At 63.3% G+C, this 26,963-nt stretch carries 29 protein-coding genes; 12 read left to right on the top strand and 17 right to left on the bottom strand.

What is annotated here, in order from left to right; translation table 11 throughout:
• Positions 1–13: 13 nt before the first annotated feature.
• The gene (locus ABD928_RS13030; protein WP_345169451.1) at positions 14–727 is read left to right on the top strand and encodes a PaaI family thioesterase; all 714 of its coding nucleotides are present in this window, start codon (positions 14–16) and stop codon (positions 725–727) included.
• Here the strand turns inward: ABD928_RS13030 and cpdR are convergent.
• A complete protein-coding gene (cpdR, locus tag ABD928_RS13025) occupies positions 724–1,101 on the bottom strand; it encodes a cell cycle two-component system response regulator CpdR (RefSeq protein WP_187714909.1) in 378 nt (125 codons plus the stop codon). The genes ABD928_RS13030 and cpdR overlap by 4 nt on opposite strands.
• 110 nt (positions 1,102–1,211) lie before the next feature.
• On the opposite strand from cpdR, the gene ABD928_RS13020 reads away from it, so the two are divergent.
• Positions 1,212–2,045, top strand: coding sequence for an N-formylglutamate amidohydrolase (locus ABD928_RS13020; protein WP_187714910.1), 834 nt, complete (start codon positions 1,212–1,214; stop codon positions 2,043–2,045).
• 162 nt (positions 2,046–2,207) lie between these two features.
• Here ABD928_RS13020 and ABD928_RS13015 read toward each other — a convergent pair whose 3' ends face one another.
• The gene (locus ABD928_RS13015; protein WP_187714911.1) at positions 2,208–2,999 is read right to left on the bottom strand and encodes a SapC family protein; all 792 of its coding nucleotides are present in this window, start codon (positions 2,997–2,999) and stop codon (positions 2,208–2,210) included.
• Between the two features lie 199 nt (positions 3,000–3,198).
• Between ABD928_RS13015 and ABD928_RS13010 the strand changes: the two genes are divergently transcribed.
• The 5 genes from ABD928_RS13010 (at position 3,199) to ABD928_RS12990 (ending at position 6,839) form a co-directional block, all read left to right on the top strand.
• Positions 3,199–3,624 carry a hypothetical protein gene (locus ABD928_RS13010; RefSeq protein WP_187714912.1) on the top strand — a complete coding sequence of 142 codons (426 nt, stop codon included), beginning with the start codon at positions 3,199–3,201 and terminating at the stop codon, positions 3,622–3,624.
• Between the two features lie 94 nt (positions 3,625–3,718).
• Positions 3,719–5,050, top strand: coding sequence for a DEAD/DEAH box helicase (locus ABD928_RS13005; protein WP_187714913.1), 1,332 nt, complete (start codon positions 3,719–3,721; stop codon positions 5,048–5,050).
• Positions 5,051–5,124: 74 nt separating this feature from the next.
• A complete protein-coding gene (gene yghU / locus ABD928_RS13000; RefSeq protein ID WP_345169444.1) occupies positions 5,125–5,991 on the top strand; it encodes a glutathione-dependent disulfide-bond oxidoreductase in 867 nt (288 codons plus the stop codon).
• Between the two features lie 93 nt (positions 5,992–6,084).
• Complete coding sequence (locus tag ABD928_RS12995; RefSeq protein ID WP_187714915.1) at positions 6,085–6,258, top strand: DUF5993 family protein; 174 nt, start codon at positions 6,085–6,087, stop codon at positions 6,256–6,258.
• Positions 6,255–6,839: a disulfide bond formation protein B gene (locus ABD928_RS12990; protein ID WP_345169440.1), complete on the top strand. Its 585-nt coding sequence runs from the start codon at positions 6,255–6,257 to the stop codon at positions 6,837–6,839. The genes ABD928_RS12995 and ABD928_RS12990 overlap by 4 nt, the downstream gene beginning before the upstream one ends.
• On the opposite strand, the gene ABD928_RS12985 is transcribed toward ABD928_RS12990, so the two are convergent.
• The 4 genes from ABD928_RS12985 to ABD928_RS12970 form a co-directional block, all read right to left on the bottom strand.
• Positions 6,840–7,313, bottom strand: coding sequence for a GNAT family N-acetyltransferase (locus ABD928_RS12985; protein WP_223276406.1), 474 nt, complete (start codon positions 7,311–7,313; stop codon positions 6,840–6,842).
• A 26-nt stretch (positions 7,314–7,339) separates the two neighbouring features.
• Positions 7,340–8,467, bottom strand: a complete 1,128-nt coding sequence (gene tgt, locus ABD928_RS12980) for a tRNA guanosine(34) transglycosylase Tgt (protein ID WP_187714916.1) — start codon at positions 8,465–8,467, stop codon at positions 7,340–7,342.
• 64 nt (positions 8,468–8,531) lie between these two features.
• Entirely contained in the window at positions 8,532–10,214 is a 1,683-nt protein-coding gene (locus tag ABD928_RS12975; RefSeq protein ID WP_345169435.1) for a DEAD/DEAH box helicase, read from the bottom strand.
• Between the two features lie 81 nt (positions 10,215–10,295).
• Positions 10,296–11,417: an acyltransferase family protein gene (locus ABD928_RS12970; RefSeq protein WP_187714917.1), complete on the bottom strand. Its 1,122-nt coding sequence runs from the start codon at positions 11,415–11,417 to the stop codon at positions 10,296–10,298.
• Positions 11,418–11,540: 123 nt separating this feature from the next.
• Here ABD928_RS12970 and chrA point away from each other — a divergent pair, with 123 nt between their 5' ends.
• Entirely contained in the window at positions 11,541–12,731 is a 1,191-nt protein-coding gene (gene chrA / locus ABD928_RS12965; protein ID WP_187714918.1) for a chromate efflux transporter, read from the top strand.
• 4 nt (positions 12,732–12,735) lie between these two features.
• Here the strand turns inward: chrA and ABD928_RS12960 are convergent, their stop codons facing one another.
• The 11 genes from ABD928_RS12960 to ABD928_RS12910 all read right to left on the bottom strand — a co-directional run bounded on the left by ABD928_RS12960 (position 12,736) and on the right by ABD928_RS12910 (position 20,443).
• Complete coding sequence (locus ABD928_RS12960; protein ID WP_187714919.1) at positions 12,736–12,945, bottom strand: hypothetical protein; 210 nt, start codon at positions 12,943–12,945, stop codon at positions 12,736–12,738.
• Positions 12,938–13,075 (bottom strand): hypothetical protein, encoded by a 138-nt coding sequence (locus tag ABD928_RS12955; protein ID WP_187714920.1) that lies wholly within the window; start codon positions 13,073–13,075, stop codon positions 12,938–12,940. Before ABD928_RS12955 ends, ABD928_RS12960 begins: the two co-directional genes overlap by 8 nt.
• A gap of 171 nt (positions 13,076–13,246) precedes the next feature.
• Positions 13,247–14,278: a tRNA preQ1(34) S-adenosylmethionine ribosyltransferase-isomerase QueA gene (gene queA / locus ABD928_RS12950; protein ID WP_345169429.1), complete on the bottom strand. Its 1,032-nt coding sequence runs from the start codon at positions 14,276–14,278 to the stop codon at positions 13,247–13,249.
• Between the two features lie 9 nt (positions 14,279–14,287).
• Positions 14,288–14,863, bottom strand: coding sequence for a peptidylprolyl isomerase (locus tag ABD928_RS12945; protein ID WP_345169426.1), 576 nt, complete (start codon positions 14,861–14,863; stop codon positions 14,288–14,290).
• Positions 14,860–15,363, bottom strand: a complete 504-nt coding sequence (gene coaD / locus ABD928_RS12940) for a pantetheine-phosphate adenylyltransferase (RefSeq protein ID WP_345169423.1) — start codon at positions 15,361–15,363, stop codon at positions 14,860–14,862. Before coaD ends, ABD928_RS12945 begins: the two co-directional genes overlap by 4 nt.
• Positions 15,364–15,372: 9 nt before the next feature.
• Positions 15,373–16,287: a polyprenyl synthetase family protein gene (locus ABD928_RS12935; protein ID WP_345169420.1), complete on the bottom strand. Its 915-nt coding sequence runs from the start codon at positions 16,285–16,287 to the stop codon at positions 15,373–15,375.
• Positions 16,277–16,522, bottom strand: coding sequence for an exodeoxyribonuclease VII small subunit (locus ABD928_RS12930; RefSeq protein WP_187714921.1), 246 nt, complete (start codon positions 16,520–16,522; stop codon positions 16,277–16,279). Before ABD928_RS12930 ends, ABD928_RS12935 begins: the two co-directional genes overlap by 11 nt.
• 31 nt (positions 16,523–16,553) lie before the next feature.
• A complete protein-coding gene (locus tag ABD928_RS12925; RefSeq protein WP_187715743.1) occupies positions 16,554–17,246 on the bottom strand; it encodes a DUF1013 domain-containing protein in 693 nt (230 codons plus the stop codon).
• Between the two features lie 113 nt (positions 17,247–17,359).
• The gene (locus ABD928_RS12920) at positions 17,360–17,977 is read right to left on the bottom strand and encodes a glutathione S-transferase family protein (protein ID WP_345169415.1); all 618 of its coding nucleotides are present in this window, start codon (positions 17,975–17,977) and stop codon (positions 17,360–17,362) included.
• A gap of 24 nt (positions 17,978–18,001) precedes the next feature.
• Positions 18,002–19,414, bottom strand: coding sequence for a hypothetical protein (locus tag ABD928_RS12915; RefSeq protein WP_345169412.1), 1,413 nt, complete (start codon positions 19,412–19,414; stop codon positions 18,002–18,004).
• A gap of 51 nt (positions 19,415–19,465) precedes the next feature.
• Positions 19,466–20,443, bottom strand: a complete 978-nt coding sequence (locus ABD928_RS12910; RefSeq protein ID WP_345169409.1) for an NAD(P)H-quinone oxidoreductase — start codon at positions 20,441–20,443, stop codon at positions 19,466–19,468.
• Positions 20,444–20,516: 73 nt separating this feature from the next.
• Between ABD928_RS12910 and ABD928_RS12905 the strand changes: the two genes are divergently transcribed.
• The 4 genes from ABD928_RS12905 (at position 20,517) to ABD928_RS12890 (ending at position 26,962) form a co-directional block, all read left to right on the top strand.
• A complete protein-coding gene (locus ABD928_RS12905; RefSeq protein ID WP_187714924.1) occupies positions 20,517–20,714 on the top strand; it encodes a DUF1192 domain-containing protein in 198 nt (65 codons plus the stop codon).
• A 155-nt stretch (positions 20,715–20,869) separates the two neighbouring features.
• Positions 20,870–23,212: an ATP-dependent Clp protease ATP-binding subunit ClpA gene (gene clpA / locus ABD928_RS12900; RefSeq protein ID WP_187714925.1), complete on the top strand. Its 2,343-nt coding sequence runs from the start codon at positions 20,870–20,872 to the stop codon at positions 23,210–23,212.
• Between the two features lie 175 nt (positions 23,213–23,387).
• Positions 23,388–24,293, top strand: coding sequence for an alpha/beta hydrolase (locus tag ABD928_RS12895; RefSeq protein ID WP_398286871.1), 906 nt, complete (start codon positions 23,388–23,390; stop codon positions 24,291–24,293).
• An 8-nt stretch (positions 24,294–24,301) separates the two neighbouring features.
• Positions 24,302–26,962: a glycoside hydrolase family 3 C-terminal domain-containing protein gene (locus tag ABD928_RS12890; protein ID WP_345169404.1), complete on the top strand. Its 2,661-nt coding sequence runs from the start codon at positions 24,302–24,304 to the stop codon at positions 26,960–26,962.
• Position 26,963: the final 1 nt, after the last annotated feature.

Below are 26,963 nucleotides of genomic sequence, written 5' to 3'. Positions count from 1 at the left end.
GGACACTCTACCGATGTCCACACTCCGCATCGAACGACGGTTTCGCGGGCCGCCAGAGTCCGGCAATGGTGGCTATGCGGCCGGCCTGGTCGCCGCTGCCCTCGGGGGCTCGAACTGCACCGTCACCTTGAAGTCACCGCCCCCGATCGGGCGCAACCTCACCCTCTCGACCGATGCCGACGGCGCGACATTGTTCGACGACGGGACCATCGTCGTCACCGCTTCACGAGATCCTGTTGAGGTGGAGGTCCCGCCTCCACCCACACTCGCGGAAGCGCAGGACGCCGAACCTCGCTTCACCGGACATGTGCACCACATCTTTCCAGGCTGCTTCGTCTGCGGGCCAGAACGGGAACGTGGCGACGGGATGCGGATCTTTCCGGGTTCATTGCATGACGGAGCCGATCGCGTCGCTGCGACATGGACGCCTGATGCGAGCGTCGGCGACGCGGACGGTTTCGTCCTGCCCGAGTTCCTGTGGGCCGCTTTGGACTGCCCGGGATACTTTGCCGTCGAAAGCACCGCCGGCCTTGCCTTGCTCGGACGCATGTCGGCGACCATTCACCGGCAGGCACAAATCGGCGAGCCACTGATCGTCACTGGGTGGCCCATCTCCGCCGAAGGTCGCAAGCATCGCGTCGGAAGCGCCCTGCACGATGCGAATGGCGATTTGATCGCGGCTGCGACCGCGACCTGGATCACGCTGAATGAGGCGAAAGCCGCCTAGAGGCGGCCGTGTTGATCTTCGGTCTGGAAGATTCGGTCTACTTCAGCGACCAGATCCTTCAGGTGAAACGGCTTCGACAGGAGTTTCGCTCCCGGAGTCGTCCGGCCGCCCTGAAGCGCCACCGCGGCAAAACCGGTGATGAACATCACGCGGATCTCGGGATCGATTGAAGAAGCCTTCTGGGCGAGCTCGATCCCGTCCATCTCAGGCATGACGATGTCGGTCAGAAGCAGGTCGAAACGGTCGGTTTCCAGAAGAGGCATGGCCTCCGTTCCGCACCCAACCGCAGAGACTTCATAGCCGACACGCTGCAAAGCGCGCTGCAGATACTCGCGCATGGAGCTGTCGTCTTCGGCCAGAAGAATTTTCGCCATATGTGCCCTTATGCTCGGAACGCTTAATTTTTTCCAGCGTCATAGGTTGCAATTGCCCCGAAACGCGACACTCATGGGGTGATGGCCATGAACAGGACCACCTGCCCCTAATGTCTCTTGCCCCTCCGGCCATTTTTCCATCCACCGCCGAATTCCCGGTGCTGCTGTCCGTTCCGCACGCCGGCCGGGACTACCCCGAGTGGCTGATCGCCCTATGCAAGGGCGGAGCATCGGCGCTGTACGCGCTCGAAGACCCGTTGGTCGACGACCTCGTCGAAACCACTGTCGACAAGGGCTTCGGCGCCGTAATCGCGCGCGCGCCGCGAGCGGCCGTGGATTGCAATCGGGCCGAAGACGAGATCGACCCGACCGTTATTCGCTCGGGGCCGATCGCTTCGCTGAGCCCGCGGGCGCGCGGCGGGCTGGGTATCGTCCCCGGCCGCACAGCATCGCATGGCCCGCTTTGGCGACAGGCCATCCCGCGTCACGAGCTTGAGGAGCGCCTGGCCCAGGCGCACCGCCCCTATCACAAGGCGATCGAGGACGCTTTGAGGCGCCTGCTGGATACGTTCGGCTGCGCGCTGTTGCTCGATTGTCATTCCATGCCGCCGCCCGAAGAGGGGCCGGCCATCGTGATCGGCGACCGCTACGGGCAAAGCGCGGCGCCATGGGTGACGACGGAGGCGGTGAAGATCGTCACCTCGCTCGGATTTCGGGCAGGCGTGAACCAGCCCTTCGCAGGCGGGCACATCGTCCAGCGCCACGGTGCACCGGCACGCGGGATTCACGCGATCCAGATCGAGATCGACCGCCGTTGCTACATGCGGCCGAACCTCGTCGGACGCGGACCCGGGTTTGGAAAAGTGTCCCGCCTGTTCGAGCAACTCGCCCTTCGACTTGGCCAGCATTTGCTCGACCGACGCTTCTCGGAAGCCGCCGAATAGCCAAAGAAAAAGGGCCGTCCCGAAGTTGCGGAACGGCCCAGTTCAGGGAGGAACGCACTCAAGGTGCGTCGCTCACGCCGCCTAAGGGGGGAGCTGGCGGCAGCGAGCAAGAGTTAGATGGTTACGCGGCGGCCGTTTTCAATTCCCCCCACCGCGCGATCCTCACGCGTCGGCTGTCGCCGGCTGAGGAATTGCGATCGGCCCCTTCCCCTGCTGGACCTGAAGCGAGAACACTTCACGGATCTGCGACAGTGAGAAGAGGTGCGCGTAGATGAGGGCAAGCATGCCGCTCTGGTTCATCTTGCGGAGCTCGTCGCCGCGCAAGTTCCGGAGCTTCTCCTCGTCCACCATGCGGAAGCCACGGTAAACGAACGGCTGCGTCGCGCCTTCCGGCTGGATCGCGACTTCACCGTCCATCAGCAGATCGCTGGTCTTCAGTTCCTGGATGAATGCGGCGGTGCGCTGACCCGCAGTCTCGAACTGTTCGCAGAACTGAAGGACAGCCTTGGTCGCTTCCGAAGGCTGGTCGCCGTCGAACAGTGGCTCGCCTTCGGCGAATTCGCCGACCGCGCCCGACGTCGGGTCGAAGCACAGCGACAGCTCGTCGCTCTCCGGCGCGAGGCGGGCGAGAAGGAACGGATACCGGCGCATGTAGGCCGGGATGTAAATCGCCGGATCGTGCGGAATACCGCTAGCATCCAGGAAGACATTCGAGCCTTCGTTAAGCCCCATCAGGGCCAACGGGACGGGATCGCCGCCGACCGAGAAAACAATCGGATAATGGCGCTGAAGCAAGGCGAACTCATCGACCGTGACCGGCACGGCGTGGGTCTCGCCCATCTGCGGTGCGCTCTCGATGCGGCGAATACGCATATTGCCGTGTTGAGGTCCGTTGAGAGCTTCCAGCTTGTTATAGAAAAGCGGTAGTTCCTGAGTGGGCGCAGCAGTCGCCATATTCCGAGTTTCTCCTGGGCGTCGTTTCGGGGGCACTCGCGCGCGTTCCACCGGGCCGACTGGAAATTGTGCGCAGCGCTGTAGGCATGGGCCTCAACTAAGGCAAGTGCCGCGGCTAGCCCCTATGCCGGGCGTATCAATTCATTGATTGTTCAACGGGGTGGCCGCAAAGCAAGGAGAACCGGGGACGACTGCCTGAATGCCGATAACGCTTTTCCTTTCGCTGCTTCAGGCGATGTTGGGGCTCGCCGCAGCCGAGCAGCCCGACCAGGTGCGCACACTCGTCGTCCAGGAAGAAGTGATCATGCGCATTCCGGTCCGGCCGCGCCCGATGCAGCCGGATGCGTGGGAGGTGCAGAAGGGCCCGAAATGCATCGATGCGTCGACGATACGCGGAGCGGCCCTTTCCGGCAGGGAGTCGGTCGACTTGATGTTGTACGATCGCAGTCGGGTCCGCGCGGAGCTTTCGGAAGATTGTCCGGCGCTCGACTTCTACAACGGATTTTACGTGACTCCCGAAAACGGAAAGCTCTGCGCGAAGCGGGACGACATCCACTCCCGCATCGGACGGAGCTGCCGCATCGAGCGATTTCGGCGGCTGGTCCCGAGGGTCCTCTCGCGCTGATTCCTTGACAATTTTGAAAAGCGCGCCTTAGCCACCACCTTACGAGAAAGCCGCGTCCCGAACGCGACTGCATCGTCTTTCATCCGGATTCACCATGACTTTTGCCGATCTCGGCCTTTCAGACCAATTGCTCCGTGCCGTGGAGGAAAGCGGCTATACCGAGCCGACCCCGATCCAGCGGGGCGCGATTCCATCCGTGCTGATGGGCCGCGACCTCATCGGCATCGCCCAGACCGGAACGGGCAAGACGGCCAGCTTCGTGCTGCCGATGATCGACATCCTCGCCCACGGCCGCAGCCGCGCGCTGATGCCGCGCTCGCTGATCCTGGAACCGACGCGCGAACTCGCTGCCCAGGTTTCCGAGAACTTCGAGAAGTACGGCAAGTACAACAAGCTCTCCATGGCGCTGCTGATCGGGGGCGTGCAGATGGGCGACCAGGTCAAGGCACTGGAAAAGGGCGTCGACGTTCTGATCGCCACCCCCGGACGGTTGATGGACCTGTTCCAGCGCGGCAAGATCCTGCTCAACGGTTGCGAACTGCTCGTCATCGACGAAGCCGACCGCATGCTCGACATGGGCTTCATCCCGGACATCGAGGAAATCTGCTCGAAGCTGCCAAAGAACCGGCAGACCCTGCTCTTCTCGGCGACCATGCCGCCGCCGATCCAGAAGCTGGCGGCGAAGTTCCTCAATGAGCCGAAGCGGATCGAGGTCGCTCGTCCCGCCACCGCCAACGTCAACATCGAACAGAAGCTGGTCCAGGTCTCGCCCGACAAGAAGCGCGACACGCTGCGCAATCTGCTGCGGAGCGATGACGTCAAGAACGCCATCATCTTCTGCAATCGCAAGACGACCGTGCGGGAGCTGGCGACGAGCCTGAAGCGCTCGGGCTTTGCGGTTGGACAAATCCACGGCGACATGGACCAATCGGACCGCATCGCCGAGTTCGAGCGGTTCAAGCGCGACGAGATCAACATCCTCGTCGCGTCCGACGTTGCCGCCCGCGGTCTCGACGTGAAGGGTGTCAGCCACGTCTTCAATTTCGACGTTCCCTGGCAGCCGGACGATTATGTGCACCGCATCGGTCGGACCGGCCGCGCCGGAGCGACTGGCACCGCGATTACGCTTGCGACGCGGGAAGATCGCGAGGCGATTGCCGCGATCGAGAAGCTGACCGGCGGTCCTATCGCCAGAGCTGACGAGCCCGCCAAGGTTGAGACTGCGGCCGAACGGCCAGGTCGTGCCGAAAAGCCTGCCCGCACGGAAAAGCCTCCGCGAGCTGAGAAGCCGAAGCGTGAACCTCGCCGTCCCAGGGAGCAGCGTGACGAGCACGAGGAGACCCACGAGCGCTCGCTCGTCGTCGAGGACATCCAACCGGAGTGGAACGGGCCCCTCCCCTCGTTCCTCTCGGTCGGCGCTGCCTAAGGCACATTCGTGTTTCTAGAAGGCGCCTTTTCGCCTTCCTAGCTGTTGTCCCTAACCGAAAAGGGACTTCAGCGATGACCGAGTACGTTCCCCCGAAAGTGTGGACATGGGAGCAGCCCAGCGGCGGCCAGTTCGCCAGCATCAACCGGCCGGTCGCCGGACCGACGCACGACAGGGTATTGCCGGTCGGGAAGCATCCCTTTCAGCTCTATTCGCTTGGAACTCCAAACGGACAGAAGGTGACCATCATGTTCGAGGAACTGCTCGAACTCGGTCATAAAGATGCCGATTATGACGCCTGGCTGATCAACATTGGCCAAGGCGACCAATTCGGAAGCGGCTTCGTCGAGGTGAACCCGAATTCCAAGATCCCCGCTCTGGTCGACCGCAGCGGTCCCGAACCAGTCCGTATCTTCGAGTCCGGAGCAATTCTCGTGCACCTCGCGGAGAAATTCGGCGAGCTTCTTCCGAAGTCCGGACCGGAACGCGCCGAAGCGCTTTCGTGGCTCTTCTGGCAGATGGGCAGCGCGCCCTTCCTGGGCGGCGGGTTTGGACACTTCTTCGCTTATGCGCCTGCGAAGCAGGAATATCCGATCAATCGCTATGCGATGGAAACCAAGCGCCAGTTGGACGTGCTCGACCGCCAGCTTGCGGACCATGAGTTCATTGCAGGCAGCGATTACACGATCGCCGATATCGCGATTTGGCCCTGGTACGGGCAGCTCGCCCTCGATCGCAGCTACAAGGGCGCAGGCGAATTCCTATCGGTCGGCCACTACTCCAACCTTCAGCGGTGGGCGCGCCAAATCGATGCCCGGCCTGGCGTGAAGCGCGGGAGGATCGTGAACAAGACGAACGGCGATCCGGGCGAGCAGCTCCGCGAACGTCACGACGCGAGCGATTTCGAGTTTCGGACCCAAGACAAGCTGGAGGCAGCCTGACCGACAGCAGCGGCGCTTCGACGCCGCCGCGTCCCTGTGTTACTGCTGTTTCCCAGAGTAAGCGTACATCGTCCATTGCTCTGGGGAACGCCCATGATGGCAGTGATTTTCGCGACGCTTTCGGCAGCGCTTGTTACTGCCTGGCTAGGACGCCGGCTGGTTGCGATCATCCTGATCGCGGTCACCCTAGTCCTGTCGGTTCACCTGTTCCTCTGGGAAGTTCACGATCCCGTTTACGGATACAGCCTTCCGTGGATCCAGACATGACTGCTTCTGAGGAGCGCCGCCAAGGCACGTTGCGCTATATCCTGAACGAGTTGTTCGGTGTGGCGATGATGGCCGTGATCGCAGCGGTGCTGACCGCCGCCTTGTATATGCAATACGGCCGGGGCGAGATCCCATGCCCATTATGCCTGCTGCAGCGCGTGGCGATGCTCGGCGTCTGCTTTGGGCTGATGCTGAACTTCCGCAACGGCTTTTCCGATCGAAACACCGGCTATGGCCTTCTCTTTTCGGTGTTCCTGCTGATTGTCGCGGTTCGCCAGACGCTGCTGGATATCTACCCTCGGCCCGGTCACGAATATGTCGGCAGCGCGGTGCTTGGTCTGCACATGCCGGTCTGGTCCGTGATCATCGCGGTCGCGCTGATTACCGGCTTCGCACTGAAACTGTGCATCATCGGCACCGAGGACGGGGCGCGGCCGCCAAACTCAAGTTCCCTGGTGGGACGGTTCGCCGCGATAGTGGGTCTATACGTCATCGCGTTGGCGGTGGTGAACTTCGCATCCGTGGTCGTTCAGTGTGGCCTCGGCCAATGCCACACCACCGGATACGCCCTGCTGAAATGATCAGACGACCTTGGGTCGCCGGCGCATGATGAAATGCGGGATCAAATGCTCGGTGCGAGCATCGGGATCGATGGCGAAGTCGTGCTTCTCGTAGAAGCGGATCGCGCGCCGGTTGTGCTGCAGGACGTTGAGCCACATCGGGCGATCGCGGCCCAGCCAGTCGACACCGGCGCTCATCAGGGCGTCGGCGACACCGTTCCCGTGAAATGCCGGATCGACCATCAGCCAGTCGAGCTCGCGACTGTCCGGAGCGTGAACCGTGGAGATGACGTAGCCTGCGAATGCCCCATCGACGAAGGCCGCGGCGAAGAACTGATGTGAGTTGCGCATTGCCCCGAGCGCAGTCTCCGCACTAATCCTCACCACTCGCCGGTTCGCATCGATTTCATCGGGGCGCAGGTCATCGCGATAGAAGGTCGCGTTCGTCGCCCGCTCGGTCAGCGCGGTGATGTCATCGCCACCGATACGCTGCAACGCCTCGGCATCCTGAAGGAGCTCGATCAGCTCTGCCTCCGATACCGCGCGAGGACGTTTGCGGCATGCTGCGAGAACCGGCCATCGGCGATCGCATCGCGAAGTCCCTGCATCAGGCGCTGGTAGAACCACAGATTATGCTCGGTCATGAGCATTGCGCCGAGAATTTCCCCCGACCGCACGAGATGATGAACGTAGGCGCGCTTGAACGTCGTGCAGGTTGGGCACGGACAGCCGGGCTCAATCGGCTCGCGGTCCTCGCCGAACTTCGCGTTGCGAATGTTGAGCGGCCCGTCGGCGGTGAAGGCCTGACCAGTTCGACCTGACCGGGTCGGCAGCACGCAGTCGAACATGTCGATCCCGCGCCGGACCGCCTCGACGATATCATCCGGCTTGCCAACGCCCATCAGGTAGCGCGGCTTGTCCTCGGGAAGCTGCCCCGGCGCATAGTCCAGGCACGCGCACATCGCCTCATGCCCCTCCCCCACAGCCAGTCCGCCAACCGCATAGCCGTCGAACCCGACTTCGATCAGCGCGTCGGCCGAGGCCTTGCGCAGCTGCTCATCGAGACCGCCCTGTTGGATTCCGAACAGGGCCGCGCTGGCCGCGTGCTCGCCGCCACGGTCGAATTCGTCGCGAGAGCGCTTCGCCCACCGCATCGAGCGCTCCATCGCCGCCGCGGCCTCGTCTCGCGTCGCCGTTGCCGGAACGAGCTGGTCGAAGGCCATGACGATGTCCGAGCCCAGCAATCGCTGGATGTCGATCGACCGTTCAGGCGACAGCATGTGGCGAGTACCGTCGAGATGGCTCGCGAACGAGACTCCCTCTTCGCTCACCTTTGTCAGCTCGCTGAGGCTCATCACCTGGTAGCCGCCGCTGTCAGTCAGGATCGGCCGCCCCCACCCCATGAAGCGATGCAGACCTCCCAGCCGCGCGACGCGTTCCGCGCCGGGCCGCAGCATCAAGTGATAGGTATTGCCGAGAATGATATCCGCGCCGGACGAGCGCACGTCCTGCGGCTTCATCGCCTTCACCGTCGCGGCGGTCCCGACCGGCATGAAGGCCGGCGTCCGGATCTCGCCCCGCTTCATGGCGATCGTGCCGGTCCGGGCCTTGCCGTCAGTCCTGGCGATGGTGAACGAGAAGCGGGTCACGAAGCGCGCTTAGCGGAGGCCTCGCCGGGTGCAAACAAGAGCAGCGCTACGGGCTAAGCCGATCTTACCGTCGCGCTTTCTTTGCCTTGGGCCCCTTGTTCGGCATTGGACGCTGATGGGGTCTTGCGGGCCGCGCTTGCGTCGGAGGCACGGCGCGAGGCGGGGCTTGCTCGATCACGAGTCCCTCATCCTCCGGCGCAATGGTTGCCCGCCGCAGCGCCTTGATGAACCCCGGCGTCGCGCGCTGTGTAACTTCGAAATAGCTCTCGTTCGCCGCCACCCTGATCGCACCGATATCGTTGCGGCCTATGTGACCGTAGCGGCAGATGACCGGCAGCAGCCAGCGCGGGTCGGCATTGTGGCGGCGGCCGGCGTTGATCGTGAACCACGTCGATCCCTCGAACCCTGGCCGCGGCCCCGGCTCGCGCTCGTCACGCCCTCCCGACGCGAGAATGTCCTCGGGAGCCGGCAGGTCGGTCCGTAGAGCCCGGACGAGCGCGCCAGCGATCATGTCCGGGGCCAGGCGTTCCATGATCTGCGCCGCGAGTTGCTGATCCTCCTCATCGAGCTCGACGGGCGCGGACAGCGTTTCGAGCAAGCGGGCGCGATCCTTCGCGCGGATTTCGTCGGCCGTGGGGGGTTCGATCCATTCGGCGTCAATGCGCGCCCGCTTCAGCATTGCGTCTACCGCGCGGCGGCGGCGGAAAGGGACCATCAGCACGGCAATGCCTTTGCGCCCGGCTCGGCCGGTTCGGCCCGACCGGTGCTGAAGCGCCTCGGCGTCGCGGGGAAGCTCGACGTGAATCACCAGCGAAACCGATGGCAAATCGATGCCGCGAGCGGCGACGTCAGTCGCGACGCAGACTCGCGCCTTCCTGTCGCGGAGGCTCTGGAGCGCATTGTTACGCTCGTTCTGGCTATGCTCGCCGGACAAGGCGACGGCGTGAAAGCCGCGCTCGGTCAGGCTCGCATGAAGTCGGCGGACGGCTTCGCGGGTGGCGCAGAACAGAATCGCCGTTTCGGCCTCGTGCAGTCGAAGCAGGTTGACGACTGCGTGCTCGATGTCGGTAGGGGAAACGGCGACGGCCTGATAGGCGATATCGGCATGAGCCTCACTCTCGCCGATGGTCTCGATCCGCAGTGCGTCCTTCTGATACCGGCGGGCCATCGCGACGATCGGGCGCGGCATGGTGGCTGAGAACAGCAAGGTCCGGCGTTCGACCGGCGTGGCGTCGAGAATTTCCTCCAGCTCCTCGCGGAATCCCATGTCGAGCATCTCGTCCGCTTCGTCGAGAACGACGGCCCGCAAGGCGGACAAGTCGAGCGCGCCTCGCTCGAGGTGGTCGCGGAGGCGTCCGGGCGTCCCTACGACAATATGCGCGCCGCCCTGCAGCGCCCGGCGCTCCTTCATTGGGTCCATCCCCCCAACGCAGGTGACGACACGGGCACCCGCCGGAGCGTAGAGCCACTGCAGTTCCTTGCTGACCTGGATCGCGAGCTCGCGGGTCGGCGCGATGACCAGACCGAGAGGTTCGCGGCTCCACGGCGCCTTGTCGCCTTCCAGCAACTGGTCCGCGATTGCGAGGCCGAACGCCACGGTCTTGCCGGAACCGGTCTTGGCGGAAACGATCAGGTCGCGCCCGTGCGCCCCTTCCTCGATGACCGCGGCCTGGACGGAGGTCAGTGTGTCATAGCCGCGCGCAGCCAATGCCTCCGCAAGCGCGGAGTGGATTCTCGAATGTTGCATGATGCAGCGCCTACGCCGAATTGCGTGGGAACGGTAGTGGACTAGTGGGCCGTCCTCGACATGTGCCCTTGAAGCGTTAATCTAGGCTGACAATTGCAACGCAGGAGCCATTTCGGTTCTTGCTAGCGTTCTCTTCTCGAGCTTACGATTCAGTGCCTTCAGCACCGGTCGCTCGATGAGTTTCCAGCTAACCCAACCGCAACACAGGGCGATGGTGACGGTGATCAGCACATGCACCGCGATCGGCAACCCAGGCACGTATCGAGTCAGCAATTGTGCGACCGGCCAGGCGTAGAGATAGACGCCGTAGGAGACATCGGTTCCGGTATTGAGCTTACCGATCCTGCGTGTTGATGCCCAGGATGCCGCCGCGAAAATGAGATAAGCACCAAAGACGGCTATGGCCGGTTCGGCCAGCTTTGCAGAAAACAAGCAACCAACGAGCAGCAATCCTGCGAGCACCACCGCGCGAGGCGAGAACCTGATGCGCTCTCGCTCGACATAGAAGACGATGCCCATGACGAAAATCGCAGTGAAACGGAGCGCTTCCTGGGACAGCCCAAACCAGAAAATCGAAAGCGGGACTTGCCGGTCTAAGGTCTCGAAGAAGGCGGTCGGCAGGATTCCCAGTGCCAGGAAACACACGCCGGCAAGCACTACCAAGATCCTGGGATGACGCAGAAGTCCCAAAAGGCCGAGACCCAGCAACAAGAGGTAGCACCGAAACTCATACGCAATCGTCCACATTGGAGCGTTCGTGTAGGGGAGCGGTTGATCGGAAAAGGCGTTTGGAATGTCCGGTGGCTGGAGCAGCCCGATCCTGAGGCTTTCGTACTCAAAATGACGGGCGATCCAGTCGATACCCACGCCGGCTAGCGGCGCGACGACAAGAAGTGTCACGAGACTGGCAACAATGAATGCGGGATAGATCCGGGCAACGCGCTTACGCAGATATACCAAGGCATTGGGCGACTGGAGATAGCTTCCCGCAATCAAATAGCCGCTGATTATGAAGAAGGCGTCCACCGATAGCTCGCCCAGCGAAACCGTTCCGAATATCTGGGTGAGAGGCTCGCGGGTTCGATCGCCATCGAGAATCTCTGGGGCATGAGAGACGATAACCAGCGCCGCAAATAGCAGCCGGAGGAAGCCAAACGCGCTTCGGCGTTGATCCGAACTTTCAAGACTTGTCTCGGAAGCCAACTCGTCCCCCAGCGAATGGCTCCGGTGACTATCCCTAGAATATTAACCTTAAACTAAGTACGCCCGATGGCACCCATAGCTCGGAGGCTGGAAAGGCGGCACCAGCTGAACTAGCCAAGCGAAGTGCCGTCCAGCGAGCCTTCGGCAGGCGCCATCTTCGCCCGCTTCCTGCGGTTCGGCCTGCTCGCCTGGGGTGGGCCGGTCGCGCAGATCGCGATGATCAAGCGCGAGCTGGTCGAAGAGGAGCGTTGGGTGGAGCCCTCGCGCTTCAATCGGCTGCTCGCAATCTATCAGGTCCTTCCTGGTCCTGAGGCGCACGAGCTTTGCGTTCATTTCGGGATGATGAAGGGCAAGAGGCTGGGCGGGTTGCTTGCCGGGCTGGGCTTCATGCTGCCCGGACTTCTTCTCGTTCTGGCGATGGTCTGGTTGTACCAGCGGCTCGACCTCAAGCAGCCCGAAATTGCCGCTCTGTTTGTCGGCGTCCAGATCGGCGTAATCGCATTGATCGTTCGCGCCGTTCACAGGATCGCCGACCACACTCTTGGCAGTCCGTGGTTGTGGGCAATCGCGGCCGTCGCGGCGATCGGCGCAGCATTCGATGTGACGTTCTGGATTACACTTTCAGCGGCTGGCCTGGCCTACGCTGCGTTGGCTGGGAAGCATTATGGTCGGGCTGCGCTGATCCTCGCGATTGCCGTCGCTCTAGCGATATGGCTAGGCGGTCAGTCGGAGGGCGTCCTTGGCAGCTCGAAGATCATACCGCACGCGGCATCCGGCAGCGTTGGTCCTGCGGTCCTGTTCCTCTCAGGGCTGAAAGCCGGGCTCCTCACTTTCGGCGGCGCCTACACTGCCATTCCGTTCGTGCGCGACGATGCGGTCGGACGCGGCTGGATGAGCGAGGGCCAATTCCTCGACAGCCTGGCGCTGTCCGGGATCATTCCCGCGCCTCTGATCATCTTCGCGACCTTCGTCGGATACATCGCCGGCGGCCTTGCCGGCGCGCTCGCAATGACGGCAGGGATCTTCCTGCCCGCGTTCGCTTTTGCGATGCTCTTCTTCGACCAGCTCGAGCGCGTGATCGAGGACGAGCGGCTGCACAGATTCCTGGAAGGCGTTGCGGCTGCCGTTGTTGGCCTGATTGCGGTGACGGCTGTCCAGCTCGCGTGGCACGTGAGCCAATCGACACCATCGACCGTCTGGGGCTTCTCGATCTACGCGGCGGGCCTCGCGGCACTTTACCTGTGGCGCTCGAAACTCAACGTCCCTGCGGTCGTGCTTGGGTCCGCGCTCGCCGGAGGCATTCTCTTTGCGTGAGCGATCAGGCGAAGAGCTGCTGCGGGGGAAACAGCAGCTGGTAGCCCGTCACCAGCGTGGCGAAGGTCAGCACGGTCGTGACCGCCATGATCCCGTAGAGCTTGGCAGGGATCTTTTCCGGCTCGGATGGAGCCGGCATTTGGACCGCCTCTCGCCGCATCGCGATCAGGCTCTGCAGATGCGCGGATAGATCCGCACTCTCGGTGTCACGCATTGGCTGCAACGTGGGTCGGAGCGCTTGAAGCCTGTGCTGGCCCAACGGCCGCGCCGACCGCCACGGTGCTCATGGCGATTGCAGCGGAAATGGCGACGAGGCTGCGCTTCAGGTTCGAGTGATTGAACATTTGCTTTCTCCCTTTTTTGCAGCTCGATTGTTTCGTGCCGCTTGGTCGAAAGTAAGTATTCAAAGACCGTGCCATCCGCGGAAAAGCACCATTCCTTCCTCCCGAGCGGCGGCTATTCGCCGTGAAAGCACCAACCATGGGTGAATTGCACCATCTCGAGGCGAGCAGACTTCAGCGGGATGGCAGCAGCAGGCTCGCATCGCCGTAGGAGTAGAAGCGGTAGTTCTGCGAGATCGCGTGGCCGTAGGCGGACTTCATGACGTCCAGTCCCATCAGCGCGCTGACAAGCATGAAGAGTGTCGATTTCGGCAAGTGAAAGTTGGTGACGAGCCCGTCGATCACCTTGAATCGATAGCCAGGCGTAATGAAGATCGCGGTGTCACCTGCGAATGGGTGAATGATGCCGTCGTCGTCGGCCGCGCTTTCGAGCAGGCGGAGGGACGTGGTTCCGACGGCAATGAGCCGACCGCCCGAAGATCGGACCTCGTTGAGCCTCTTTGCGGTTTCCGCGTCGATCCGGCCCCATTCGGCGTGCATCTTGTGCCCGCTGGTGTCCTCCGCCTTCACTGGCAGAAAAGTGCCTGCGCCCACGTGTAGCGTCAGCGTCTCGCGGGCGATGCCGGCCTCGCCCAACTCCTCGATCAGGCGCGGCGTAAAGTGCAGGGCGGCGGTCGGAGCTGCAACGGCGCCATCCTCGCGGGCAAACATTGTCTGGTAGTCGCTGCGATCGGAGTCATCTGCCGGCCGCTTCGACGCGATGTAGGGCGGCAACGGCATCCGGCCGGCACGTTCGAGGAGGATCTCGACCGGCTCATCTCCCTCGAAGTGCAGCAGGATCGCCCCGTCATCGCCGCGATCGACAACAGCGGCCGTAACCCCTCCGCCGAACTCAACGGTGTCGTCTGTCCGCAGGCGCTTGGCATTGCGGACGAAGGCCCACCAGTCGCGCGGTCCTTCACGCTTGTGGAGCGTCGCTCCAATCTTCGCGTCCCCGCGGCGGCCTTCCAGCTGAGCCGGGATCACGCGCGTATCGTTGAAGACGAGCGTGTCGCCGGGCCGGAGGAGGTTCGGCAGGTCGAGCACCGTCCTGTCCGAAATCTCCGTGCCCTCGACCAGCAGCAGTCGCGCCGAATCCCGCGGCTTGGCGGGTCTCAGCGCGATCAGCTCTGCCGGAAGGTCGAAATCGAAGAGGTCGACGCGCATTCGCGCCTGTTAGCCGCCCAGGCTCATGTGCACGATCTTGGTCGGGCTCTCAGGCGGTTCGCCCGGAGCGATACGGTCCACGGCGTCCATCCCGGAGATGACGCGGCCGTACACGGTGTACTTGTCATTGAGCGTCGCATTGGGCGCGAGCATGATGAAGAACTGGCTGTTCGCGCTGTCCACATTTTCGGACCGGGCTGCGCCAAGCATGCCCCGCATGAACGGCAACGTGTTGAACTCGGCCTTGAGGTCGGGAAGTGGAGAGCCGCCCTCGCCCGTCCCCTTGGGATCGCCGCCTTGCGCCATGAAGCCCGGCACGACGCGGTGGAACGCAAGCCCGTCGTAAAATCCCTGGCGGACCAGGGTCTTCATTCGCTCGACATGGGCCGGAGCGGCATCAGGACGGAGCTGGATGACCACGCGGCCGCCATTGCTGAGCTCGATGGTCAGGCGGTTGGTGGGATCGTTGGCGACCTCGGCCGGGGCGATGATCGTGAGCATGGGCCGCGCCGGCGCTTCGACCGCCGCAGGCTTGGCGGCAACCAACGCAAGTGCCGACAACGAAAACAATACCCTCCCAATCATGCGCCCGCTTCTCCTTCGAGGTGCCTTTTGACGTCCGCGGCGACCGCCGGCGTGACGAACTTGTCGATGGACCCGCCATAGCGGGCAATTTCCTTAACCAGACGTGAGGCGATCGGCTGCAGCGACACGTCGGCCATCAGGAAGACGGTCTCGATGTCGTCATTCAGCTGCTGGTTCATGCCCGCCATCTGGAATTCATATTCGAAGTCGGCGACGGCCCTGAGACCGCGGATGATCATCGACGCGTTCTGCGATTCCGCGAAGTCCATCAAGAGCGAGTTGAACTCCACAACCTGGATCTTGCCGTTCGCCAGTCCCGCAATCTCGCGCTTCACCATGGCCAGGCGCTCGGAAAGCGAGAACATCGGCTCCTTTGACGGATTGGTCGTGACGCCGATGACCAGTTGGTCGACCAGGTGAACGCCTCGCCGGATGATGTCGATATGGCCGAGCGTGATCGGATCGAACGTGCCCGGATAGACGCCAATGCGTTCCCCCATGCTGCCCCCTTAGTGCTTTCGCTCGATCGAAAAGCGCGCGAGCGTTCGGAGAAGGTCGGCCTCGGCGCCGTGCGCGTCGAGGTGCTCGATGGCCTGGCTGACGAGGAGCCTTGCCTGCTGCTCCGCCCGCTCCGGCCCAAGGACCGAGACGAACGTCGCCTTCCCCGCCTCCGCGTCCTTGCCCGTTCGCTTGCCGGCCGCACCCTCGTCGCCCCCGTGATCGATCAAATCGTCGGCGATCTGGAAGGCTAGGCCAATGTTACGCGCATAACCGCGATAAGGCGTCCGCGCATCCGCAGGCAGGCGCGCCATGATGCAGGGCGCTTCGACCGAATATTCGATCAGGGCACCCGTTTTCAGCTGCTGGAGGCGCGTGATTGCCGGCAGGTCGAGCGTCTGCCCTTCCGCCGCCAGGTCCATCATCTGGCCGCCCGCCATCCCCCACGGGCCGGCCGCCTTGGCCAGCTCCAGGATCAGGTCCGCCCGCACGAAGGGGTCCTCGTGGGTGTCGGGCTCGGCAAGGATTTCGAACGCCAAAGCGTGAAGACTGTCTCCCGCAAGGACTGCGGCTGCTTCGCCGAATGCCTTGTGCACCGTCGGCTTGCCTCGGCGCAGGTCGTCATCGTCCATGCACGGAAGGTCGTCGTGAATCAGCGAATAGACGTGGATCGCCTCGATAGCGGCTCCGGCTCTCAGGGCCCGCTCGCGATCGATCCCGAACAGCTTTGCCGTCGCGACCGTCAGAAGAGGGCGAAGCCGCTTGCCGCCACCGATCGCTGCATGCCGCATCGCTTCGAAGAGAACGTCCCGTCCATCACCGCGGGAAACCAGAAGTCGAGCGAACAGGTCGTCGATCTCGCCGCGGACCCGATCGGCTTCGGCGTCTAGCTCCAGCCGCGACCGATCGACGGTCTCAACCGGCATCGAACGGCGTGACTCCGGACGGACGGCCGTCAACCCCGAACGCGATCTGCTCGATCCGCTCCTGCGCAGCCTTCAGGCGAGCCTCGCAATGGCGGCGGAGACGATCCCCTTCCTGGTAGAGCTCGATGGACTGGTCGAGCGGCGCCTCACCGCGCTCCAGCAGGCGCACGATTTCCTCGAGCCGTGCAAGCGCTGCCTCGAAGCTCAATTCGTTCTGCGGTTCCGGTGCGTCCATCACAGAGGAATGACCCTCCTAGAGTGCCGAATCAACCGTCTGAGCGCTTGAACGGATCGCGGATGCCCGGGACGATCTCGTCCGACGGCGCTTCGTCCCCTGCCTCGGCAGCCGCGAGAGCAGCCTCGGCTTCGCGGGCGTGCAGTTCGCGCTCGTGGCGCAGTTGCTCGATCAGGGCGTCGCGGTCGCTCTCAAAGCGCTCGTCGGTCGGAGCGGCGGCACCGGCGGCCTTCTGAGCCTTGGCGATCGAGGCATCGAGCTCACGCTGGCTGGTCAGTCCAAGCGTGACGGGGTCCTTCGGAGTGATGTTCGCCATGTTCCAATGCGAGCGCTCGCGGATGGCCGCGATGGTCGTGCGCGTTGTGCCGATCAGCTTGCTGATCTGGCCGTCGCTGACCTCCGGATGGTTCTTGATGATCCAGGCGATCCCATCAGGCTTGTCCTGGCGCTTCGACACCGGAGTGTAGCGCGGGCCCTTGGTTCGGCGGACGGGGTCCGGGGCCTTGTGCATCTGCAGCACGTAGTTCGGGTCCTCCTGGCCCTTCTCGATCTCCTCGTGGGTCAGCTCGCCGGCGCGGATCGGGTCGCGGCCGGTCAGCTTGGTCGCGGCCGTGTCATCGGCGATGGCCTGCACTTCGAGGATATGCAGCCCGCAGAATTCGGCGATCTGCTCGAAGGTGAGCGACGTATTTTCAACCAGCCAGGAGGCGGTCGCATGGGGCATCAGGGGCTGGGCCAACGGTTCTCTCCGGTCGTCCAAAAATGAATAGGGCCGCCCCTTGCGGAGCGGCCAGCGTTGGCGGCGATGTACGCTTGCCACGGCGTTGGGGCAAGGTCTCAGTCGCTCATCGCAATATGCTTCGGAAGCACCATGATCCGCTCCATCCAGGCGATCACATTCGGGTAGAGCTCAAGGTCGAAATCGGCCTCGTCGGCGACATGCGTGTAGGCAAACAGGCAGATATCCGCGAGGCTTAGCGCATCGCCGACCAGCCACTCCCGGCCGGCAAGGTGGTCGTCCAGTAGCTTCAAGGCTTCGTTACCCGCCTTGCGCTTCACTCCAATCTGGTCGCGCTGAAGTCCCGACAGGGCATCGAGGCCGACATAGCGAAGCCAGAAGCGGAGCGTCGCGATATTCGGCTCGTGATTGTACTGCTCCCAGAACATCCACCTCAGCATGTCGGCCCGGTCGAACCGGTCCGCCGGGATCAAGGCGCTTCCGTCGGCGAGGTAGAAGCAGGCGGCATTGCTCTCGGGAATGAACCGGTCGCCGTCCTGGAGCACAGGGATCCGGCCGTTGGCATTTACGTTTGCCAGAAATTCAGGCGTTCGCGTCTCGCCTCTCATGATGTCATAGTCGCGCCGCTCCAGCGGGATTCCAAGATGAGCGGCAGTCAGCCGGACTTTGTAGCAATTTCCCGACGGCGCGTATTCGTGCAGGATCGTCTGCCCCATGTTCATCGCTCCGTTCAGCCTGCCTTACATCCGGTAGAAGCCTGCTAGCCAGCCGCTCTCGCAATAGCGAGGTTGGGTCGAGTGTGCTGGGTCTGGGCCCGGCGGCAGGCATTCCTGCGCCTCGTCCGAAAGGTCTGCAACCCAAGGTCTCGGCCACACGGCCAGCGGGTGGTTGTGATCCGCGCGCCAGGCGCGCACCTCGTCCGGCCAGGATGGGCCATGGGCAAAATCCTCTAGCGGGAGCTGGTAGTGATAGGCGCCGGTGATCAGCATGAGAAGGCAGAGTGCAGCGAAGATCGATCGGCGGAACTCCGTCCGCATAGCCAGCACCAGCAGCGCGAGGCCGACAAGCACAAGGGGCAGGAAATTGTAACGCTCTCCTCCCTGGATGTTGAATGCGCTGAGTGGGTTCAGAGTGGCCATTCCGACCCCGAAGGTGACTGCCGAGATGGAGAGTCCAGACAGGACCAGCCAGACTGCCGCGTCACGCCGCTGCGCGGCTTTCCAGACCAACGCCGCGAAGAGAGCGACCGTAGCCGCAGATGCCAGCCACACGAGGACACCACCTTCAAGCAGTGAATCGACGATGGTCATCGCGACACGATTGCCAAGCTGGATGCCAACGGCGGGCAAGGCGATCATGCGGACGAGCATGACCGCCGGAATCAAGGCCGGATTGAGCGGATGCCCGCGAACCGGGCTCGGCCCGTAGAAGATCAGCAGTTGGAGCGCGGCGCCAACGGCCAATACCCCGAATTGCCAGGCTCGCCCGGTGTCACGATCCAGGAACGCCCGCAATGCGAAGAAGGGCAACAGCACGATGGCGCCCGGCCCGCAAAGCGGCGCCAGAAACAGAAGCAGTTGATAACTCGCTCTCGCCAGCCGGCTGTCGGGAACGTCCAGCGCGAGGATGATCCCCGTGCAGAGCGCCAGGTGGAACTGAATGTGAAGGACGTTGAAGGACACCTCCGACGTCGCCGGCATGATCGCGATCATCAGCAGTGCGACGACGACCGCCAGCCGATTGGCCAGCCACTGTGCCTTTCCGGTGAGGATCAGGACGCCGGGCAAGACCTGGAACGCCAGCCCGATCGTCATGGTGATGTACGGGGCGCGCTCGAGCGAAACCACTCCGCCCTTCACCAATTCGGCGACCAGCACGGTCGACGCATTGGCGCCAAGGTTCCAGTAGCCGGCAAAGGGCCGAAATAGCGCGTCGAGCCACGGATGATGCCACGCATAAGCGAGGAAGACCGTCGCCTCCTCGTCCTGAAAGCGGCCATGCGTCCAAGCATCCGGCAGGCGGAGAGCTACGAGCAACGTAAAGGCGGCGAAAAGTGCCCAGCGCTGGCCGACGGTAAATACCGATCGGGCACCCAAGGGCGAATCCGGCACGGCGGCGGCTGGTCGCGGCGGTGCGCGCAGGCGGTTCAGCATCAAATGAGGATACAAATCGGCGCAGGCATCGATCGAATGTTGTGCGGCTTTCTAGCGAACGGTCAACACGATCTTGCCGACATGCTCGCCTGCTTCCATCCGGGCGTGTGCCTCGGCCGCGCGGTCGAGGGGGACGCTGCTGTCGATGACGGGCTTCAACCGGCCGCCCTCCACGTAAGGCCAGACGGTTCGCGCAATCTCGTCGGCCACCATCGTCTTGAATTCGACCGAGCGCGGCCGAAGCGTCGAGCCGGTCAAGGTCAAGCGCCGTCGCATGATCTCCGGGATTAGCACTTCGGATTTCGCACCCTGCTGGAAGGCGATCGAAACGTGGCGGCCATCGTCCGACAGGCTCGCAAGGTTGCGGGGAACGTAGTCTCCGCCGACCATGTCGAGGACGACCGACACGCCTTCACCGTCCGTAACCCTCTTCACTTCGGCTACGAAATCCTGAGTCCGGTAATTGACCGCGGCTGCCGCTCCGAGCTCTAGCGCCCGCGCGCATTTCTCATCGGTGCCGCAGGTCACGATGACCTTGAGGTTGAACAGCTTGCCGAGAGCGATTGCCATCGTGCCGATGCCGCTGGTTCCGCCATGCACCAGAACCGCGTCTCCTTCCGCAGCATAGCCGCGTTCGAACAGGTTTACCCAGACGGTGAAGAGCGTCTCAGGCATGGCCGCAGCCTCGGCCAGCGTCAAGACTTCCGGCACGACGAAACAGGTACCTGCAGGGGCGACGCAATATTCGGCATACCCGCCGCCCGCGACCAAGGCACAGACCTTCTTGCCGAGGAGCTCGCCGGCGCCCTCCCCGGCCTCGACCACTGTTCCCGCAACTTCCAATCCGAGGATGTCGGGCGCGCCCGGAGGCGGCGGATAGAGCCCGCGGCGTTGCAGGATATCGGGACGATTGACCCCGGCCGCGGCGACCTGAATGAGGACTTCGCCGGGTCCGACCCTGGGGACGGGTCGCTCGACAACGGTGAGCTCTTCGGCTCCGTCGGGCTGGGGCGCGACAATCGCCTTCATTGTGGCTGGAACTGGGCTGGTCACTGGCTCGCGCTTATTGACAGGGCGGCCGCAAGGGTCAACGATTCCCGGCATGGATCTTGACGATCTTTTCCCGAGCAAGCCGGGCGATCCCTTGGTCGAGCTTGCCAAGCAGGACCTCGACCCCATTTCGATCGAGGAGCTGCTGGCGCGGATCGAAGCCTTGAAGACCGAAATCGCCCGGGTCGAAGCACACATGAACCGTGCCCAGGCGCACCGTTCGGCCGCCGAGGAACTGTTCAAAAAGTAGGTTCCGAGCTGCCGCATTCAGGCTCAACCAAGCTTTCTGAGCGATATTCTGGGGATAAGCGGCTCATCGCCCCTTGATTGAGCGCCAAGCGCGTATGACATTTGGTAAGTGAGCCCGGGCCAATTTCCGGGGACCCGGGCAGGAGTAACACCTAAATGCCCAGTTTCGCTCGCGAACTCGAACAAACCCTGCATAACGCGCTCGCCGAGGCCAGCCGCCGCCGGCACGAGTACGCGACCTTAGAACATCTGCTCATCGCCCTGATCGACGATGAGCATGCCTCGAAGGTGATGACCGCCTGCGGCGTCAGCCGGGACGAGCTTCGCGCTTCGGTGAAGCATTACCTCGACAACGAGCTTGGGGCCCTAGTCGCCGACACCGGCACCGACCCGACGCCGACGAGCGGGTTCCAGCGCGTGGTCCAACGTGCGATCCTTCACGTCCAGTCCTCGGGCCGTGATGAAGTCACGGGCGCGAACGTGCTCGTGGCATTGTTCTCCGAGCGCGAGAGCTATGCGGTCTATTTCCTCCAGCAGCAGGACATGAGCCGCCTGGATGCCGTGACTTACATCAGCCACGGTGTTGGCAAGGGCGATACGCCCCAGGAGGTTCGTGAGACCAGCGCCACAGAGGAAAAGAGCACCGAGAAGGAAGGCAAAAAGGAGTCGGCCCTTAAGCAGTTTACCGTCGACCTCAACGAGAAGGCTCGCGCCGGCAAGGTCGATCCCCTTATCGGCCGCAGTGCCGAGGTGGATCGCACCGTGCAGATCCTCTGCCGCCGGTCGAAGAACAACCCCCTTTACGTCGGCGATCCGGGCGTTGGTAAGACCGCCATCGCCGAGGGCCTTGCGCGCAAGATCATCGAGGGCGACGTTCCCGAGGTCCTGAAGCCCGCGACCATCTACGCGCTCGACATGGGTGCGCTGCTGGCGGGCACCCGGTATCGCGGTGACTTCGAAGAGCGGCTGAAGTCGGTGGTCTCGGAGCTGGAGAAGCTCCCTGACGCGATCCTGTTCATCGACGAAATCCACACCGTCATCGGTGCGGGCGCGACCTCAGGCGGCGCGATGGACGCGTCGAACCTGCTGAAGCCGGCACTTTCGTCGGGAGCGATCCGTTGCATCGGATCGACGACCTACAAGGAGTTTCGCAACCACTTCGAGAAGGACCGGGCCCTGCTCCGGCGCTTCCAGAAGATCGACGTAAACGAGCCGACGGTCGAGGACACGATCAAGATCATCGCCGGCCTGCGCTCTTCGTTCGAGGGACACCACCACGTCCGGTACACTCCGGATGCGATCAAGTCGGCGGTTGAGCTGTCGGCGCGGTACATCCACGACCGCAAGCTTCCGGACAAGGCAATCGACGTGATCGACGAAGTCGGCGCGATGCAGATGCTGGTACCGCCGAGCCGCCGCAAGAAAGTCATCACGCCGAAAGAGATCGAGGCCGTGGTCGCGACCATGGCGCGCATTCCTCCGAAATCGGTTTCGACCGACGACAAGCGCGTGCTCGAGAACCTCGAGGCCGACCTGAAGCGCGTCGTCTTCGGTCAGGATATGGCGATCGAGAAGCTTGCGTCGGCGATCAAGCTGTCGCGCGCCGGTCTTCGCGAGCCGGACAAGCCGATCGGCAACTATCTGTTCTCGGGCCCGACCGGTGTGGGCAAGACCGAGGTTGCGCGCCAGCTGGCGTCGATCATGGGCATCCCGCTCCAGCGCTTCGACATGTCGGAATATATGGAGCGGCACTCGGTCAGCCGCCTGATCGGTGCGCCTCCGGGTTACGTCGGTTACGATCAGGGCGGTCTTCTGACCGACGCTGTCGACCAGCATCCGCACAGCGTGCTTCTGCTCGACGAAATCGAGAAGGCGCACCCGGACCTGTTCAACATCCTATTGCAGGTGATGGATAACGGGAAGCTGACCGACCACCACGGCAAGACGGTCGATTTCAGGAACGTCATCCTGACCATGACCACCAATGCCGGCGCGGCGGACATGGCCCGCGAGAGCATCGGCTTCGGCGCTGCCACCCGCGAGGATGCGCAGGAGGACGCGGTCAAGAAGATGTTCACGCCGGAATTCCGCAACCGCCTGGATGCGATCGTTCCGTTCGCCTACTTGCCGCCGGCCGTCGTCAGCCGGGTCGTCGACAAGTTCATCCTGCAGCTGGAGCTTCAGCTCGCCGACCGCGGCGTCCACATCGAGCTGGACGACGAGGCACGCGAATGGCTCACCAGTCGCGGCTACGACAAGCTTTACGGCGCTCGTCCGATGGCTCGCCTGGTGCAGGAAAAGATCAAGCAGCCGCTCGCCGAAGAGCTACTGTTCGGCAAGTTGGTCAACGGCGGCGAGGTCAAGGTCCGCATCAAGGAGAATGCGCCCTCGTTCGAAATCGTCCCGGCACCGCCGAAGGCCGCAAAGCCGAAGCCTGCGAAGGGCAAGAAGGCGGCTGCCAAGCCAAACGCCGACGACGAAGCGCCGGCGGCCGAGTAAGCTCGCAAACACCTACGAGGGCCGGGATGATCTCCCGGCCTTTTTTTTGCGCGCGCTTCATTTGTAGGACAATTGATTGTCGGCTAAGCCCCGCGTGAGGCGCGTTAGGGGAGGTCGAGTGCGTATGAACATATTGGCGAGGCTGAACGGTCTGACGCGGTCGACTGCGTTCGGAATGATGGTCGGACTGGCATGCTCCATCGCTACGCCCGCCCATGCGCAGAACGACAAGATGGTCCCGGTCGCGGTTCCGGATCAGCCGAATGCAATCGTGCTTGGAACCGGAAATTTGCCCGATAACGCCGCGCCGGAGAGCTGGCACCGCCAGTATGAGAAGCTGTTCGCTCGCAACGTCACCGTAGCCACGCTGACACCGTTTCTGCCTGATCCGGCAAAGGCGAACGGGACTGCGGTTGTAGTTGCGCCAGGCGGCGGTTTCCGGACGCTTTCGATGGAAAATGAAGGCTGGGACGTGGCCCGCGCACTCGCGGATCGGGGCGTTGCGGCATTCGTGCTGAAGTATCGCCTCGTTCCGACGCCGGAGGGCATGCCGGCATTTGAGAAATCCATGGCCGACATGTTCGCGGGCGTCGCCTCGGCCCCTCGCCCGCCGATGACGATGGAAAGCGCAGTCCCGCAACTCGCGCCGCAAATCGCCGATTCCCGGGCCGCGTTCGCGCTCATCCGCAAAAGGGCGGGCGAATGGCACGTCAATCCTGATCGCATCGGAATGGTCGGCTTTTCCGCAGGCGCCATGCTGACGTTGGTGACAGCCCTTGCCGGCGAGGATGCCAAACCGGCCTTCATCGGGACGATTTACGGTCCGCTGGCGGCAGTGAAGGTTCCTGCTGACGCGCCACCCATTTTCGTTGCCCTCGCGGCGGACGATCCGCTGTTTGCCGGCAAGGGCATGGGTCTGATCGAAAGCTGGACGGCGGCCAAGCGGCCCGCGGAGTTCCACCTCTACGAACAGGGCGGCCACGGCTTTGGCATGTATCCCAAGGAGACGACGAGCACCGGCTGGTTCGACGCTTTCGTCAAATGGATGGGCATGCACGGCATGCTGAAACCCGCGCAGTAGGCCGGCCGATGACCAAGGGCCGGACGTTCGTCCACCTCGCTCGCCTGTGCCTGTTAGCAGGCACTCTCCTCCCTTCGGCTTTGCAGGCTCAGGCCGCGGTCCAAAGCACTCCGGATGCGCGCGAACGCGCTAACGCGCTAGCCTCCGATCTCGTCGGCAAGATGACGCTGGAGGAGAAGCTAGGGCAGATGGTCAATGTCGCTCCGGCGATCCCCCGGCTCAAAGTCCCTGCCTACAACTGGTGGACCGAATCTCTGCACGGCGCGATCGGAAGCGTTCCGACCACCAACTACCCCGAGCCGATCGGTCTCGCCGCTAGCTTCAACGCGCCGCTGGTGAAGGAGGTCGCCGGAGCGATCGGCACCGAGGTCCGCGCGCTTCACACGCTCGGACGCCAGACCGGCGAGCTCGGCAGGATTGGGACCGGCCTCGATACGTGGTCGCCCAACATCAACATCTTCCGCGATCCGCGCTGGGGCCGCGGACAGGAAACCTATGGCGAAGACCCGTTCCTGACCGCGCGTATCGGGGTTGCGTTCGTGGAGGGGATGCAGGGACCGAATCCCGATCTTCCCAATGTGATCGCGACGCCAAAGCATTTCGCCGTCCACAGCGGCCCTGAAACTACGCGGCACAAGGCGAACGTCTTCGTGTCGCAGCACGATCTTGAGGACACCTATCTTCCGGCGTTCCGGGCGGCTCTGGTGGAAGCCCGAGCCCAGTCGGTGATGTGCGCCTACAACCGCGTGGACGGACAGCCGGCCTGCGCAAGCGACGAATTGCTCAAGGATCATCTGCGGGGCGCCTGGAAGTTCGACGGCTACGTCGTGTCCGACTGCGATGCCGTCCAGGATATCAGCGACAATCATCGTTACGCGCCGGATATCGCTGCAGGTGTCGCGGCGGCGGTCCGCGCCGGCGTCGACAATGAATGCCACACGGCAACGCTGGGCCCAACGCCGCCGCCGCTGTGGCAGCGCTATCGCGAGGCGCTCGATCGGCATCTCATCACCGAAGCTGACATAGACCGTGCGCTGATCCGGCTGTTTGCGGCTAGGTATCGCACCGGCGATCTTGCGGGTGTTCGCCAAGATGGGCCCGTCCCCGCCTCCGCGATCGGGACGGCCGAGCACCAGGCCCTCGCGCTCAAGGCAGCCGAAGAGAGCCTGGTGCTGCTGAAGAATGACGGCATCCTTCCTCTGAAGCCGGGTGCCCGCATTGCGGTGATCGGACCGCTCGGCGACGCCACGCGTGTGCTGCGCGGAAATTATTCGTCTCCGGCATCGGCGCCCCCGATCTCTGTCCTCGACGGCCTGCGCCGGGCATTGCCCCACACGCAGGTCGTCTACGCCCCGGCGGGAGAGTCGATGACCGACGGCGATCCTGTACCCGCGTCGGTTCTGGAGACGCCCGAGGGTAAGCGCGGATTGCTCGCCCGCTTCTACAATGCTCTCCCAGGCGCGCTCGGGAGAGACGGAAAGCCGATGGCAGTTTCCGCAAAGCCCGCCGCCACGGCAATCGTGTCCGGACTGAACAACGGCGACGCGGATATGGCAGCCGTCGATGACGACTACCGCGTGGTGTGGACCGGATTCTTCGTGCCGCCGGAGTCCGGCTCATATCGGCTCGGCCTGTCCGGCTGGCGGAACGGCAGGTTCACGTTCGACGGCCAGCCGCTCGTCGAGTTCGTCGATGCGCCCTGGGGCAGCCTTCCGAAGCTGAAGACCGTTCGCGTCGAGAAAGGTCGTCGCTATCCGATCCAAATCGTGGCGGATGCTCACGGTGAGACCGGCGTGGGTCTGACATGGAAATATGTTTCGGAGCAGCCGGAAGCCGACCTCAGGGCGGCAGCGGCAAACGCCGACGTCATCATTGCAATCGTCGGGCTGACATCGGACCTTGAGGGCGAGGAATCCTCCGTAGAGCGGCCCGGCTTCAAGGGTGGCGACAAGACGACGCTCGACCTGCCCACGGACCAGCGCAAGCTGCTCGAACAGGCCAAGGCAACAGGAAAACCTCTGGTCGTCGTCGCGATGAACGGGAGCCCGATCAACCTCGATTGGGAAAAGCAGAACGCCAACGCGATCCTCGAAGCCTGGTACCCGGGCCAATCGGGAGGCCTTGCAGTCGCGAACGTCCTTTCGGGCCGCGTCGATGCAGGCGGGCGACTTCCGTTGACGTTCTACAAGAATGTGAACGACCTTCCGCCCTTCGACGATTACGCGATGGCAGGAAGGACCTACCGCTACTTCGCCGGGACGCCGGTTTATCCGTTCGGATATGGCTTGAGCTTCACCAGCTTCGCTTACTCGTCTCCAGCGGTAGTGAGGACCACCGACGGAGGTGCTCGCGTATCAGTGGAGGTTCGCAACACCGGCCCTCGGGAGGGCAACGAGGTCGCTCAGCTTTACCTCGATTTTCCCGATGCGCCCGGCACTCCGAGGCTCGCATTGCGCGGGTTTCAGCGACTGTCGCTCAAGCCGGGCGAGGTGCGAGCCCTGACCTTTAATCTCTCCACGCGCGATCTCAGCAGCGTGACGCCGGAAGGTCGGCACGTCGTCCTCGCCGGGAACTACACGGTCAGCGTCGGATCCGGACAACCGGGAACCGGCGTGCCATCGCAAAGCGCGTCTCTCAGGATCGAGAAAGCGATCGCCCTACCCAAGTAGC

The sequence above is a fragment of the Sphingomonas daechungensis genome (genome assembly GCF_039543105.1).
Lineage (GTDB): Bacteria > Pseudomonadota > Alphaproteobacteria > Sphingomonadales > Sphingomonadaceae > Sphingomicrobium > Sphingomicrobium daechungense.
This window is presented reverse-complemented; position numbering and strand designations above follow the sequence as displayed.